Origin of the sequence: Providencia sneebia DSM 19967 (assembly GCF_000314895.2) — a bacterium.
Classification (GTDB): domain Bacteria; phylum Pseudomonadota; class Gammaproteobacteria; order Enterobacterales; family Enterobacteriaceae; genus Providencia; species Providencia sneebia.
The window spans coordinates 273503-288824 of sequence record NZ_CM001773.1; the positions used below are offsets into that span (position 1 = coordinate 273503).

Here is a 15322-nt window from a genome sequence, read left to right on the forward strand (position 1 = left end):
AACCCTGGTTTCAGGCTCGGATTGCGTGAGCTTTTTCGACCAATAGTGAAAAGTCTGATAGCTTATGTTTTGCTCCGAGCAAAACTGCTTAATGCCTAAATTACTTTGTCGTTGCTGCTCTAGAATTGCAGCCCAGTATTCTCGTTTACTTTGTTGTTCCATAGTCCCTCCAATGAAAAAGCTACTATGGCAAATGACGAGTTTGTTTAGTATGTGTGGTTCATTAACCGCTTACCATTAAAAATTAAATATATAAAGAAATATATTTAATTATAATTAAAAAACACAAACAATGAATAAATAACGTATTTATGCAATCAAAATAAAATTATCAATAAATGATTTAAATGTGATTATTCATTATTTGATAATCATATTTGATATAATTATGAAAATTTTATAAATACTTACAAATTTAAAATTAGTTTTATTTCTATATATTATTAAACAATAAATTAACATAGCATAATAGTTTAATATTGAAATTAAATTTAAAAWTAATCAATGTATTTAATAAGATAGCTTGAATAATTAAAACAGCGTATTTATTAAAAATAAATATCACATTGATATTAAACGATATTTTTTAATACATAAATACCGCTTAAGCTAAATTTATGATATTTATATAATCATCACAATAAACACAAAAGAGAATAAAAATATATTAATCATATTTTGAATAATAAAATTATCTTTATTTTTACATTAAAAAATAACCCTATAAATATTACTTTGTTAAATTGATTTCCCTAGTTTATATTTATGTAGAATTTATATTCAATCTCCATAATTGACCTATTACTATTAAGGAAACATTTAATATGAACAAAGATGCATTAAAGCAGAAATATAGTGAAATTGATGATGTTTATGGGTCATTAGAATTATCTCAAACATTGCCTAAAACTCAATTTCCAACAAAAGAAAGTGATCCTCGCAACGTATTTAGTGCCGTACGTGATGAATTAATGTTAGATGGTAATTCTCGACAAAATTTAGCGACATTTTGTCAAACTTGGGTTGATGATGAAATTCGCGAATTAATGAATTTATCCATTGATAAAAATATGATTGATAAAGATGAATATCCACAAACAGCGGAAATTGAAAATCGCTGTGTGCATATGATTGCAGAACTGTGGCATTCACCTGATGCAGAAAATACTTTAGGTTGCTCAACTATTGGTTCATCTGAAGCCGCCATGTTAGGTGGATTAGCATTGAAATGGCAATGGCGTAAAAAACGTGCAGCTGAAGGTAAACCGACTGATAAACCAAACCTCATCTGCGGGCCGGTACAAATATGTTGGCATAAGTTCGCACGTTATTTTGATGTTGAGTTACGAGAAATTCCTTTAGAAGGCGATCGTCTCATCATGAATCCAGAAGAAGTGCTCAAACGTGTTGACGAAAATACTATCGGAGTTGTGCCAACACTTGGCGTCACATTTACTTGCCAATATGAACCCGTCAAAGCCGTCCATGATGCATTAGATAAACTGCAAAAAGAGACGGGGCTTGATATTCCTATCCATGTTGATGGAGCAAGTGGTGGTTTCCTTGCACCATTCTGCGCACCAACTCTGGAGTGGGATTTCCGTTTACCGCGGGTTAAATCAATCAACTCTTCAGGACACAAATTTGGTTTAGCACCATTAGGGGCGGGTTGGGTTGTATGGCGTGAAGCCAAAGATCTACCAGAAGAGCTAATCTTCAATGTGAACTATTTAGGCGGCAACATGCCAACATTTGCACTGAACTTCTCCCGTCCTGGTGGACAAATTATCGCGCAATATTACAACTTCTTGCGCTTAGGCCGTGATGGTTACGCAAAAATTCACAATGCCTGTTATGCAACAGCTCAGTATCTTGCGCGTGAAATTGAAAAATTAGGTCCATTCGAAATGTTATTTGATGGCGATAGCCAAAAAGGTATCCCTGCAATTGCTTGGAAACTGAAAGATGGCGCTAAAACGAATTATTCACTCTACGATGTCGCGGATAAGTTACGCAGCCGCGGATGGCAAGTGCCAGCTTATTCAATGCCTGCTAATCGTGAGGACTTAGTTGTCCAACGCATTCTAGTTCGTCATGGTGTCAGCTTAGACCTCGCAGACTTGCTGATTGCAGACTTCAAACGAACACTTGAATATTTCGATAAACATCCTGTTAGTAGCCCTTTAACTGAGAAAGAAGGCGGCGGTTTTAACCACAGCTAATCATTCTTTATCAGAAATCAGGCTAGAGAGCACCCCACGTTCTCTAGCCTATTTTGATATCAAACCTACATTGATTTTGCTGAATGTATTTTCGGGAGAATATCTATGGCGACAACGACAGCTCCAGCAGCAAAACAGCTAACTTTATTGGGCTTTTTTGCTATTACAGCCTCAATGGTAATGGCGGTGTACGAATATCCGACATTTGCTACCTCAGGCTTCAGTTTAGTTTTTTTCTTACTATTAGGCGGGATATTGTGGTTTATTCCCGTTGCACTGTGTGCAGCAGAAATGGCAACAGTAGAAGGTTGGGAAGATGGCGGGATTTTTGCTTGGGTTTCTAACACATTGGGTGAACGTTGGGGATTTGCAGCAATATCATTTGGTTATTTACAAATTGCGGTCGGTTTTATTCCAATGCTGTATTTTGTATTAGGTGCGCTATCTTACATTTTAAATTGGCCCGAATTAAATACAGACCCTATTACCAAAACAGTTGCTGCTCTGATTATTTTATGGGTGCTCGCCTTTAGCCAATTTGGTGGAACAAAATATACTGCTACCATCGCAAAAGTCGGTTTTTTCGCGGGTATCCTATTACCTGCACTGATCCTTGTCATTTTAGCCATCAGCTATTTAGCAAGTGGTGCTCCACTCGCCATTGAAATAAGCGCATCAACCTTTTTCCCTGATTTTACTCAAATTGGTACATTGGTTGTCTTTGTTGCCTTTATTTTGAGTTATATGGGTGTTGAAGCTTCTGCAACGCACGTCAATGAAATGAAAAATCCAGGCAGAGATTATCCGCTTGCGATGATTTTATTAATGATTGCTGCTATTTGTTTAAGCTCGATTGGTGGTTTGTCTGTTGCCTCCGTCATTCCTAATAATGAAATCAACTTATCCGCAGGTGTTGTGCAAACATTTAATGTTTTAGTTTTGCACTTTGATTCTACACTTGGTTGGGCAGTTCGTATTATTGCGGCTTTATTACTACTTGGTGTACTGGCAGAAATTGCCTCTTGGATTGTCGGCCCATCAAGGGGCATGTATGTTGCGGCACAAAAAGGCATCTTGCCGAAAAGCTTCGCAAAAGTGAATAAAAACGGTGTACCAGTTACACTCGTTATTTCTCAACTACTGATCACTACTGTTGCTATTATCGTATTAACCAATACGGGTGGCGGCGGAAATATGTCTTTCCTCATCGCATTAGCATTAACCGTGGTGATTTACCTGTGTAGCTACTTCATGTTGTTTTTAGGCTATATTCACTTAGTTCGTAAACAACCTGAGAAAAAACGTGTATTCAATATTCCTGGTGGAAAAAACTTCAAGATAATTGTGGCATCTGCGGGATTAATTATCTCTATTCTCGCGTTTATTGTTTCCTTCTTCCCGCCTAGTTCATTGCCTAATGGCGCAAATAGTGAAACATATGTCACGTTACTGGCGGTCTGCTTCATCATTATTTTCCTACTGCCCTTTATTATTTATGCTTTCCATAATAAAAAAGGCAAAACAACAGATGTCACAATGGTACATATCAAAACGCATAATGCACCGAAAAATCACTTCTTTATTCACCCACGTGCGCGTGCGCCTTATCATTTAATTTCTAATGATAAGCAACCAAATGATGTGCAAAATAAAACCTCTACAGAAACAAAATAGTTTTTGTATTAACTTGTGACAAAAAGAGGGCTGCCATTGGCAGCCCTCAGACTGCTGACAAACATATTATGTTTGGCGGCAAGTCATATAGGTTTTGAAAATAAGCAAGGAAAATCAATACATTGATTTTCGACTGATAACACAAAGCGGGAAAAACCACGCTTTTATCCCGCTTTGTCAACAACCTCAGGGCTGCCATTGGCAGCCCTCTTACTTTTTTATTGAATACTCAACACTAACCTGTATTTCTCATCCCCGCAGCAACACCTGCAATTGTCACCATAAGGGCAAGTTCAACGCGTGGATCCGGTTGTTCTTGTTGGCGTGAACGATGAAGTAATTCAGCTTGTAACACATTGAGTGGATCTGTATACACGTTACGAAGTGCGATAGATTCAGCAATCCAAGGTAAATCTGCCATCAATGCTTCATCTTTTGAAACAGCCAATACACTTTTAATATCTTCAGAAAGCTGCTCGCGCAATTTTTTACCTAATGGCCAGAGGCGTTTATCAACTAAGCGCTGGTCATAATATTCCGCCAGCCATAAGTCAGCTTTTGCATACACCATTTCCAACATTGCAATACGCGTATTAAAGAATGGCCATTCTGACCACATTTCATCCAAAACAGCTTGTTTATGTTCCTTCTCAATCACATATTTCAATGCTGCACCCGCACCTAGCCATGCAGGAAGCATCAAGCGATTTTGAGTCCAAGCAAAAATCCAAGGAATAGCACGTAAAGTTTCAACACCACCTGTTGGGCGACGTTTTGCGGGACGCGATCCTAATGGCAATTTACCCAACTCTAGTTCTGGTGTGGCCGCGCGGAAATACGGCACAAAATCAGGTTGTTCACGAACATAATCGCGATACATTGCACAAGAAACTTCAGAGAGTGAATCCATCACCTCTTTCCACTCTTGTTTTGGCTCTGGCGGCGGCAGTAGGTTAGCTTCCAGAATAGCACTGGCATATAACGCAAGGCTGCTAATTGCCACTTGCGGTAGACCAAATTTAAAGCGGATCATCTCCCCTTGTTCAGTCACTCGCAGACCACCTTTTAAACTTCCTGGTGGTTGTGATAACAGAGCAGAATGCGCTGGTGCACCACCACGACCAATAGTGCCCCCACGTCCATGGAACAGTGTTAAAGTCACCCCTTCTTTTTCACACAGCTTAATTAATGCATCTTGTGCGCGATACTGTGCCCATGATGCTGCCATCACACCCGCATCTTTTGCTGAATCAGAATAGCCAATCATCACCATCTGACGATCATCAATAAGCTCACGATACCAATCAATGCTTAATAGGCGTGTCATGACACTTTGCGCATTATTTAAATCTTCAAGCGTTTCAAATAACGGTGCAACAGGCAGACGAATACAAGCACCAGCCTCTTTCAATAAAAGTTTTACTGCCAGCACATCTGAAGGGACTTTTGCCATCGAAATAACATAAGCGGCAATTGAATCATTTTTAGATTCAGCTATCACACGACATGTATCAAAAACTTCCGCAGTTTCTGGGCTAGGTTGCCAATCACGCGGTATTAATGGACGGCGAGATTGCAATTCAGATAACAAAAATTCTTGTTTTTGCTCTTCCGGCCAAGCGGCATAATCACCTAAACCAAGATATTGCGTTAATTCAGAGAGCGCTTCAGTGTGACGCGTACTTTCTTGGCGCACATCAATACGGACTAATTGTAAGCCAAAGCTACGAATACGGCGCAATGTATCAAGTAATTGTCCATTCGCAATAATGCTCATTCCACATGCTTTTAATGATTGATAGCACGCATATAACGGATCCCAGAGCTGCGCATTATCCGTCAGTAAATCAGCCGGAGGTAAAACTTGCTCCCCTTTAACGCAACGCTCAAGGTATTCTAATGTGGAAAATAGCTGGCTACGGAGATTTTTAGCGATTTGGCGATAAGGTTCATCAACATCATCACCACCAGCGAGGGCTTTCAATTCTGGTGTCGCTTCTGTCATGGATAATTCAGAAACCAGTATCTGAATATCTTTTAAGAATAGATCAGCCGCCTTCCATCGACTTAGCAGTAGAACATGACGAGTGACTTCTGCGGTTACATTTGGGTTACCATCGCGGTCACCGCCCATCCAAGAGGTGAAACGAACGGGATTAGCTTCAACCGGTAAAGAAGCGCCAATAGATTCCTCTAACTGCTCATTAAATTCGCGTAAGAATGCTGGTACGCCTTCCCACAACGAATTTTCAACAACAGCAAAACCCCATTTAGCTTCTTCAATTGGTGTTGGGCGAATTTTACGAATTTCATCGGTATGCCAAGATTGTGCAACTAACTGACGCAAACGGCGCATAATGTTATTACGTTCATAATCGGCAAGGTCGTCATGATCAAGCTGAGATAAACAGTTATTTACCTCCACTAATTTATGGATCAATGTACGACGAGCAATTTCAGTTGGATGTGCCGTTAGCACTAACTCTATCGAGAGTTGTTCTACCGCTTTATGAATATCTTTGTCAGTAAAATGCTTTTCTTTTAAGCGGCTGAATAAATTTTTGAGTGCAACCGGATTGCTTGCAGCTTCACCATGGGGTGAAATGCTGTGATATTGCTCGGCCACATTTGTCAGGTTTAAAAATTGGTTAAATGCTCGAGCAACAGGGAGTAGCTCGTCATTAGAGAGATTCTGTAACGTCACAAGTAATTGCTGACGCTGTTCCTCATTACCGGCACGAGAGGACTTCGATAATCGACGAATAGACTCAACTTTATCGAGGATATCCTCACCCAAAGCTTCCTTGATTGTATCGCCGAGTAGCTTACCCAGCATACTAACATTACTGCGCATTGCGGAATATTGCTGATTCATGAGACTCCTGACCTTGTTTCTTTGAGCAGAATGTTTCCCATTAAATAAAGGGGCATAACAAACTACAATCCAATTTCCTGTAATAAAATTTCAGTTAGCTGCGATAGAATTACTATTTTGTGACACAACTACCAAATTTACCCTTGCCTCTATATAGATATCAGAAAAAAAACAATTTGGGGGATTTTTCTAAAATTTAATTACACCACTATTTTTATTAGTTTTGCTTATTCATACCTTGTTTCAGCGCAATGTATCGTCGATTCAGCACTTTTAAGCCATGAATATTGCTTAAGAATTAAATTATTAGAATAAGATGGTAAAAATAATCATTGAATTTATGATGTTAAGACAAGCATCGACATACAAGCCGATGCTTCAATAAGAGATATTTCGATAAAAATAGTCGTTATAATAATTGTCGTTATAACAATTGTGACAAGCGATTTAGATCAGACTGAATTGCCCCAGCGGTCACATCACGACCAGCGCCCGGCCCGCGTATCACTAATGGGTTATCCCGATACCAGCGGCTTTCTATTGCAAATATATTGTCACCGGGCAGTAATGATGCAAGAGGATGATCCGGTTTTACGGCTTCAACACCTACACGAGCACGTTTTTTGACTGCATCAAATCGTGCGACATAGCGCAATACCATGCCCATTTCTTGCGCAGCTTCCAAACGTTGCTGCATCTGCTCGTTTATCGCTGCACTATTTTCAAAGAAGTCATCCAATGAACCTGCTGCGGCTTGCGCTGAAACTAATGATTCAACCCGTACATCATTCGGCTCTATTTCATAACCCGCCTCACGCGCTAAAATCATTAATTTGCGCATCACGTCTTGTCCAGAAAGGTCAATACGCGGATCAGGTTCCGTTAGACCTTGCTGCCATGCCTGTTCAACTAATTCACTAAAAGGGACTGCACCATCAAATTGTAAGAATAACCAAGATAAGGTGCCTGAAAAAATACCACTGATTGAAAGTATGGTATCCCCGCTCTCTTTTAGGTCGCGTACAGTATGGTTAATTGGTAATCCAGCACCTACTGTTGCATTGTATAGCCAGTGTCGACCCGTTTTCGCAAAAGCATCTCGAATTTGCCGATACTGATATGTGGGCGCTGCACCCGCAATTTTATTCGCACTAATGATATGAAAACCATAACTAGCAAAATCGACATAATTATCGGCAAGCACTGCGCTTGCCGTAACATCCAGTACCACTAAATCATCATAAGGATGAGATCTCATCCATAAAAATAGGTCATCTTCTTGATGTTCAACGGCCTCATCATCAAAAAAAGCTAAAGCATGGCTTGGGTCAATACCTTGATAATTTAATAAACTACGCTTGCTATCCACTACACCAGCCAGCACAAAATCAAAATCACTGCGAGCAGAAATATTTGGCTGCTCAGCGGCGAATAATTCCAACCAACGAGCCCCAATGTTTCCCTTACCAAAGAGCACTAATCCAATCCGTTTTTCTGCACGAAATAAACTTTGGTGCATTCCTTGAATAAGATGATTGGTTTGATTGCTGCGCAATACAGCCACTAAGCTAATGCCATCTTCAGAATGCCAAACAAACTCAACAGGTTGATCTTTAAGCTCTTCATAAAAACGGTGGCTGTGCAGCGGATTTTTACATACCCCCGCGCCCACTAAAGCCACAACAGAAAAGCCTTCACGTAATGAAAGTGTGCCTGGGAATGTCGCCTCTTCCAGAATATTTAATGCACTTTCAACAAGCTCAGAGGTATAACAAAATTGCAGTAAATTGCGATCATGATGAATACCGAGCGCTAATGGCTTCAATTGCACGCGTTTGAGTAACAAATCAATATCTTTATAAATCTGATTAAAATCACGCCCTTGAGCAATTCTTAATTCAATTAAACAGACTTCATCATGGCTAGTGACAATTTTAGCGCCTGTTCCGGATGCTAAAACGCGCTCAATCTTGGTCGAACCTTGTTCTGGTTGATAGCTACACTTCAATTGCAAATCAATATTACTGCCAGACACGGGTTGTAATGTACGCGTATGTAATACTGGTGCTGCAAGACGGGCTAATTCACTCGCTTCATCAAGACGCAACAACGGCAATAAACATGCATCTTTTACTTTACGTGGGTCCGCGCTATAAACCCCCGCAACATCACTCCAAATGGTGACTTTCTCAACATCGGCTAATGCACCAATTTGAGTCGCAGAATAGTCGCTCCCATTGCGCCCTAACAGAACAGTTTCGCCAGCTTGGTTACGTGAAATAAAACCTGTCACAACAAGGCGGTATTGCGGATATTGCACAAGAATATGTTGCAAAAGCTGGCGTGATGTCGACTCTTCAACTTGAGGTTGAGCCGCTCTTTCTGCCCGTAAAAAAGTGCGCGCATCCAGCCAAGTGCTTGCCATTCCGGATTCTTGTAGCACAGCAGACATTAAGCGAGCAGACCAAATTTCCCCATGACCGACGACTTCAGCATAAGCGGCATCATTCATTGGCTGGTCTAATAATTCACTTAAGCGTTCTAAATCTTTAACAAATAAATTATTCAATTCATCTGCTTTGTTTTCTGGCAATAATTCAGTAATTAACTCTTGTTGATAGCGCCGTAAATATTGTTGAGCTTGATGGGCAGAAATTCGGTCACTTTGACTGAGCTTTAACCAATTAATTAATTGATTCGTTGTACTGCCAGCAGCAGAAACCACCATTAAGTCACCCGATTGACTATAATTAGCCATGATATTGGCAACTCGCTGATAACATTTTGCATCCGCTAAACTACTACCCCCAAACTTATGTAACTGGCGGTGATATGCACCCGCCTCACCTGCTGTCAGTACGCTCATCAAACACTCCACTAGTATTGCGCTGCAACCTTAAATGCATTTTCTAAATCTGCGATAAGATCTGATGGATCTTCAAGACCCACCGAGATCCGCAATAAACTATCTGTAATGCCAGCTTCTGCACGTGCTTCAGCTGACATACCTGCATGCGTCATTGTCGCGGTGTGTGAAATCAATGTTTCAACGCCACCCAATGATTCTGCAAGCGTAAATAAGGTTAACGCTCGTAAAAAACGGCGTAATTGGCTTTCATCTCCGCTAAATTCAAAACTTAGCATAGCGCCAAAACCTTTTTGTTGTTTCACGGCAATATCATGCCCAGTATGGTCAAGTAATCCAGGATAATATAACTTCTTTACTTGCGATTGAGCTTTCAGATAATTTACTAATTCTTGCGCATTACTCTGTTGTTGTTTTATCCGAGGGGAAAGTGTTCTGATCCCTCTTAGTAGCAAATAGCTATCAAATGCCCCGCCCGTAACACCAATATTGTTTGCCCACCACGCCAATTCTTCTGCCCATTTTTCATCTTTCGCAATGATGGCACCGGCAATAATATCTGAATGACCATTAAGATATTTTGTACAAGAATGAATCACAAAATCAGCCCCAAGTGCTAATGGTTGCTGTAATATCGGGCTGAGAAACGTATTGTCAACCGCGACAAGTGCTCCAGTGTCATGGGCTTGTTGGGCAATTTTTTCAATATCATAAATACGCAATAATGGGTTGCTTGGCGTTTCAATTAAAACTAATTTTGGTTTTTTCTCTAATGCTGCCTGTAATTCCGCCTCATTATTTTGATCAACAAATTGAACTTGATATGCGCCACGTTGATGCTGACTATTAAATAAACGGTAACTTCCACCGTAACAATCATGGGGCGCAACCAGTAAATCACCGGGCTGTAAAAATACTGTACACAGGAGATGCAATGCTGACATACCGCTATTTGTCATTACCGCACTATGACCACCTTCAAGCTGCGCCAAGGTTTTTTGTACAATATCACGCCCCGGATTTCCACGACGTGAATAGTCATGTTCGCGCGGCTCATTAAAATCCGTAAAATTATAGGTGCTGGACAAATAAATAGGTGGGACAACGCAACCAAACTGCGCATCATCGTTTAATCCATTATGAATGGCGGTAGTCGACGGTTTGTAGGCCATAAACGCTTCTCCTGATTAATCGTGCAGCAAATAATACCCAACCAATATTTAGACGTCAATACATCTAGACATCTAAACACCTTTACGTTTATATTAAGTAGTGGAATAATCACCCAGAATAATTATGTGTCATCTGACCATACATTTTGAAGAATAAGCTAACCTATTAATTTTTAGAAAAATATTAAAAGGTTGATATATACTGATTTTAACTTATGTGTCTATTTCGCAGCTTGAGTCACAACATTTTGTTTCTCAAACAAAATAATAGATATATTATTTTTTGATAATTGATGAAAATAACCAAGGTAACTCATGGCTGAATGGAACGGTGAATATGTCAGTCCGTATGCTGAACATGGCAAAAAAAGTGAGCAAGTAAAAAAGATCACAGTATCGATTCCATTAAAGGTACTTAAAATCTTAACTGATGAGCGTACTCGTCGACAAATCAATAATTTGCGTCATGCAACCAACAGTGAATTACTGTGTGAAGCTTTCCTGCATGCCTTCACAGGTCAACCACTACCAAATGATGATGATTTGCGAAAAGAGCGCAGTGATGAAATTCCTGAAGCTGCAAAAGAGATCATGCGCGAATTAAATATTGATCCTGAAACTTGGGAATATTAATAAGGCTAAATCGCCTTATTTGCTCATTAATGGTATAGGCTTGTCACAAAAATGGTTTAAATTTTTATCTAATCCTTTTTGTGACAGGCCTATATATCCCTGAATGTTTTCATAACATTCATCAATATTTCGATTCTGAAATTCGGTATTTCAAGCTAATTTCATCTCACAATACAAAGAATAATCTGATTAATTTCTCTTTCAGAGCTCTCCCAATCTTTATCCCGCATATTTATCTACACTCAATCTCCAACGTTGATAAAAATAAATAGGCCATGCCATGAAATCACCTATTCAAATGATTACACCAATTTTAGGGATAACATTACTGATTACAGCAGGATGTACATCTTATCCTCGACATATAGCAGATAATGATCACTCATCGGCAGTAACAGAATCCTCTGCCCCGCAAACATTAGGGACTCAATGGGGAGAAGATATTCAGTCATCAGTGCAAAGTGTTAGGGCAATACGCCTTAGCCAAACACCTTATGATTCACTGACTATTCATTATCGCGGTGAACTTGTTCCTAGCCATGTCTATACACAAACCGCAATCCCATTATCACCGCTAATTATCCAAGTGATCAATGAAGAAAAGGGGCAGCCAATGCCGTTGTACAGAGATAAACAAGGTCGCTATATATTGCCAGCCTTAGATGGGATGCGTTATAGCCTGCGTATTGCAAACAATGATAGAAAAAGAACTTATGAGGCTGTCACCACTGTCGATGGGTTAGATGTACTAAATGGACAAGCGGGATCATTCCGCAATAGTGGTTATTTAATCCGCCCGGGTAAGCAAGTAGAAATTGATGGTTTCCGCAAAAGTAGCCAAGAAGTCGCCGCGTTTCGTTTCACCACACCAGAAAATGCCTATGTCAACCAAAATAGGCAAGGTGATGAACGCAATATTGGCGTCATTGGCATGGCCATATTTGAAGTGAAAGAAGCGTTACCTGATTGCGATGCAAACCCGTTTCCAGCAGACACAAAATATGCTCCCGCACCTTGTACTAAGCGCTAAAAAAGCAAAAACCTGTTCACTTGAACAGGTTTTTTTGTATCAGCCACCGAATTGACTTCAATGCTGATATCCAGCGCATTCCAAAAGAAGTCGATCAAAGACCTCTTTTTACAGGCTTGATTACTTCTTAGCACCTGGAATGCTGAAACGCTGGTTGAAGCGATCAACACGACCACCAGTAGCAACGTCACGTTGTTTACCAGTATAGAACGGGTGGCAGTTACCACAAACGTCCAGGTTCAAAGAGTGACCTGCTGTTGAGTTGATTTTCATAACATTACCGCAAGAACAAGTTGCAGTAATTTCTTCGTATTTTGGGTGAATACCTTTTTTCATGGGAAAACCTCGATTAAGGCCGTGTCGCCATTCCAGGCCTAACGCTGGACACCACACGTCGTGTTGATTAAAAATATCGTATCGGTAAAAATGCTACCAAAGGCGGCGGATCATACAGAAAATCTATTTATTACGCAATGAATATTGCCCAATTTTTGTGGTACTCTAGCAAATTAGTTCTTTCATGGTCGCACAAAAAACAGACGGAAATCCAGCTATGATCGTTGTTCAGGTTGCTTTACCTGTTCCCTTAAATCACACATTTGATTATTGCTTATCTAACAATATGCCAATTCCACCAATTGGTGGGCGAGTCATGGTGCCTTTTGGTAAACGACAAGCACTTGGTGTTGTTGTCAATCACAGTCAATCAAGTGAATTCTCGGAAGAACAGCTCAAAGCGGTTGAATTAGTACTTGATCATGAAACCTTATTTCCCGACGACTTATGGCAACTTCTGCTGTGGTCCGCCAAGTATTATCATTACCCAATTGGTGAAGTTCTTTTTCATGCTTTGCCTATTTTACTGCGCCAAGGAAAAGCCGCTGAATTCTCACCAATTTGGCAATGGCAAGTCACTCCGCTCGGGCTTGAAACAGATATTAATGCATTAAAACGCTCACCAAAACAGCAACAAGCACTTGCTGTATTACGGCGGAACGCCATTTATCGCCATCAAGTTAACGAGTTAGAATTAAGTGAAAGTGCCTTACAAGCGCTAAAAAAGAAAGAGTTTGTTGAATTACATCCTGTACAACCTGTCACCGAAAAATGGCAGCCTAATTTCTACGTCAAAGGTGAAAGGTTGAAATTAAACAGTGAGCAAGCAACTGCGGTGGGAGCAATTCGCGCACAAGATAATGAATTTTCACCTTGGTTGTTGGCAGGAATTACCGGCTCAGGAAAAACTGAAGTTTACCTAAGTGTGCTAGAAAATATTCTTGCGCAAGGTCGGCAAGCATTAATTCTAGTTCCCGAAATTGGTTTAACGCCTCAAACCATCAGTCGCTTTCGCGAACGTTTTCAAGCTCCCATTGATGTTTTGCACTCAAGCCTTAATGATAGTGAACGATTAGCTGTTTGGTTACGAGCCAAACAAGGTTCCACTGCAATGATTATTGGTACACGTTCCGCCTTGTTTACACCTTTTGCCAATTTGGGGATCATCATTATTGATGAAGAACATGATTCATCCTATAAACAGCAAGATGGCTGGCGGTATCATGCGCGCGATTTAGCGGTATTTCGTGCCAAAAAAGAAAATATTCCTATTATTATGGGAACCGCAACACCTTCATTAGAAACGCTAGTCAATGTTCAGCAGAATAAATACCGCCAGCTTAATTTAACTTTACGAGCAGGTAATGCGCGTCCTGCCACCCAACATTTAATTGATTTAAAAGGGCAACCTTTAAAGTTTGGCCTATCTCATCTGCTCATTCAGCATATCCAAGAACATCTTGCGCAAAATAATCAGGTGATTTTATTTTTAAATCGTCGTGGATTTTCACCTGCCTTAATTTGCCATGAATGTGGCTGGATAGCGGAATGTCCGCGCTGCGATCATTACTACACGTTACACCAAAATTTCCATCAATTGCGCTGCCACCAATGTGATAGCCAACGCCCTGTTCCTCGCCAATGCCCTGATTGCGGTTCAACAAATTTGGTTCCTGTTGGCATGGGAACAGAGCAGCTTGAGGAAGGGATAACAGCCCTATTCCCAGATATTCCTGTGACACGTATTGATCGCGACACAACAAGCCGAAAAGGGGAACTTGAGCAACATTTAAATGACGTTTATGCCGGTGGTGCGCGCATCTTAATTGGTACTCAAATGCTTGCGAAAGGTCATCATTTTCCAGATGTTACCCTTGTTGCTTTGTTAGATGTTGATGGTGCACTATTTTCAAGTGATTTTAGAGCAGCAGAACGTTTTGCCCAGCTGTATGTTCAAGTATCAGGTCGGGCAGGCCGAGCAGGCAAACAAGGTGAGGTTTTTTTACAAACTCACCACCCAGAGCATCCTCTTTTGTTAACGCTTTTAGAAAAAGGCTACGCGCCATTTGCTCACGAAGCGATTGAGGAGCGCCGAGTTGCTATGTTGCCGCCTTTTACAAGCCATATCATGATCCGCTCAGAAGATCATAATAATCACGATGCACGACAATTTTTACAAAAAGTCCGACACTACATTTCTGAACATCCAAAATATGATCCAAGATTATGGATTTTAGGCCCCGCTCCCGCAATACAAGCCAAACGAGGTGGTCGTTTTCGCTGGCAACTATTATTACAGCACCCTTCGCGTGCTTACTTACAGCAATTTGCTGCCCAAATTTTACCTGAATTACAAAAGCAGCCCGAAAGCCGCAAAGTAAAATGGAATATCGATGTTGACCCAACAGATTGTTAATTCATTTTATCATGAGCAAAATAAACAAAAATGGTGAAAATTGATCACCTAGCTGAATTAATTATACTCACCTTAGGTCAAATATTGAGCCAAAAACG

10 protein-coding genes are annotated in these 15322 nt (G+C 40.4%); 5 read left to right on the forward strand and 5 right to left on the reverse strand.

Annotation, left to right across the window (positions count from 1 at the left end; genetic code table 11):
- Window positions 1–162: IS66 family insertion sequence element accessory protein TnpA (tnpA, locus tag OO7_RS17585; protein WP_008914087.1), on the reverse strand; the 162-nt coding region annotated here is incomplete at its 3' end.
- Window positions 163–824: 662 nt separating this feature from the next.
- On the opposite strand from tnpA, the gene gad reads away from it, so the two are divergent.
- Window positions 825–2222 carry a glutamate decarboxylase gene (gene gad / locus OO7_RS00965; protein WP_008914088.1) on the forward strand — a complete coding sequence of 466 codons (1398 nt, stop codon included), beginning with the start codon at window positions 825–827 and terminating at the stop codon, window positions 2220–2222.
- A 105-nt stretch (window positions 2223–2327) separates the two neighbouring features.
- Window positions 2328–3896 carry a glutamate/gamma-aminobutyrate antiporter gene (gene gadC / locus OO7_RS00970; RefSeq protein WP_008914089.1) on the forward strand — a complete coding sequence of 523 codons (1569 nt, stop codon included), beginning with the start codon at window positions 2328–2330 and terminating at the stop codon, window positions 3894–3896.
- Between the two features lie 235 nt (window positions 3897–4131).
- Here the strand turns inward: gadC and ppc are convergent, their stop codons facing one another.
- The 3 genes from ppc to metB form a co-directional block, all read right to left on the reverse strand.
- The gene (gene ppc / locus OO7_RS00975) at window positions 4132–6771 is read right to left on the reverse strand and encodes a phosphoenolpyruvate carboxylase (protein WP_008914090.1); all 2640 of its coding nucleotides are present in this window, start codon (window positions 6769–6771) and stop codon (window positions 4132–4134) included.
- Window positions 6772–7195: 424 nt separating this feature from the next.
- Window positions 7196–9637, reverse strand: coding sequence for a bifunctional aspartate kinase/homoserine dehydrogenase II (locus tag OO7_RS00980; RefSeq protein ID WP_008914091.1), 2442 nt, complete (start codon window positions 9635–9637; stop codon window positions 7196–7198).
- 11 nt (window positions 9638–9648) lie between these two features.
- The gene (metB, locus tag OO7_RS00985) at window positions 9649–10809 is read right to left on the reverse strand and encodes a cystathionine gamma-synthase (protein WP_008914092.1); all 1161 of its coding nucleotides are present in this window, start codon (window positions 10807–10809) and stop codon (window positions 9649–9651) included.
- Window positions 10810–11124: 315 nt separating this feature from the next.
- Between metB and metJ the strand changes: the two genes are divergently transcribed.
- Both metJ and OO7_RS00995 read left to right on the forward strand, forming a co-directional pair.
- Window positions 11125–11442, forward strand: coding sequence for a met regulon transcriptional regulator MetJ (gene metJ / locus OO7_RS00990; protein ID WP_008914093.1), 318 nt, complete (start codon window positions 11125–11127; stop codon window positions 11440–11442).
- A gap of 280 nt (window positions 11443–11722) precedes the next feature.
- Window positions 11723–12472, forward strand: coding sequence for a hypothetical protein (locus tag OO7_RS00995; RefSeq protein ID WP_008914094.1), 750 nt, complete (start codon window positions 11723–11725; stop codon window positions 12470–12472).
- Window positions 12473–12592: 120 nt separating this feature from the next.
- Here the strand turns inward: OO7_RS00995 and rpmE are convergent, their stop codons facing one another.
- Window positions 12593–12808, reverse strand: a complete 216-nt coding sequence (gene rpmE / locus OO7_RS01000; protein WP_006816263.1) for a 50S ribosomal protein L31 — start codon at window positions 12806–12808, stop codon at window positions 12593–12595.
- Between the two features lie 217 nt (window positions 12809–13025).
- Between rpmE and priA the strand changes: the two genes are divergently transcribed.
- Window positions 13026–15224: a primosomal protein N' gene (gene priA / locus OO7_RS01005; RefSeq protein ID WP_008914095.1), complete on the forward strand. Its 2199-nt coding sequence runs from the start codon at window positions 13026–13028 to the stop codon at window positions 15222–15224.
- Window positions 15225–15322: the final 98 nt, after the last annotated feature.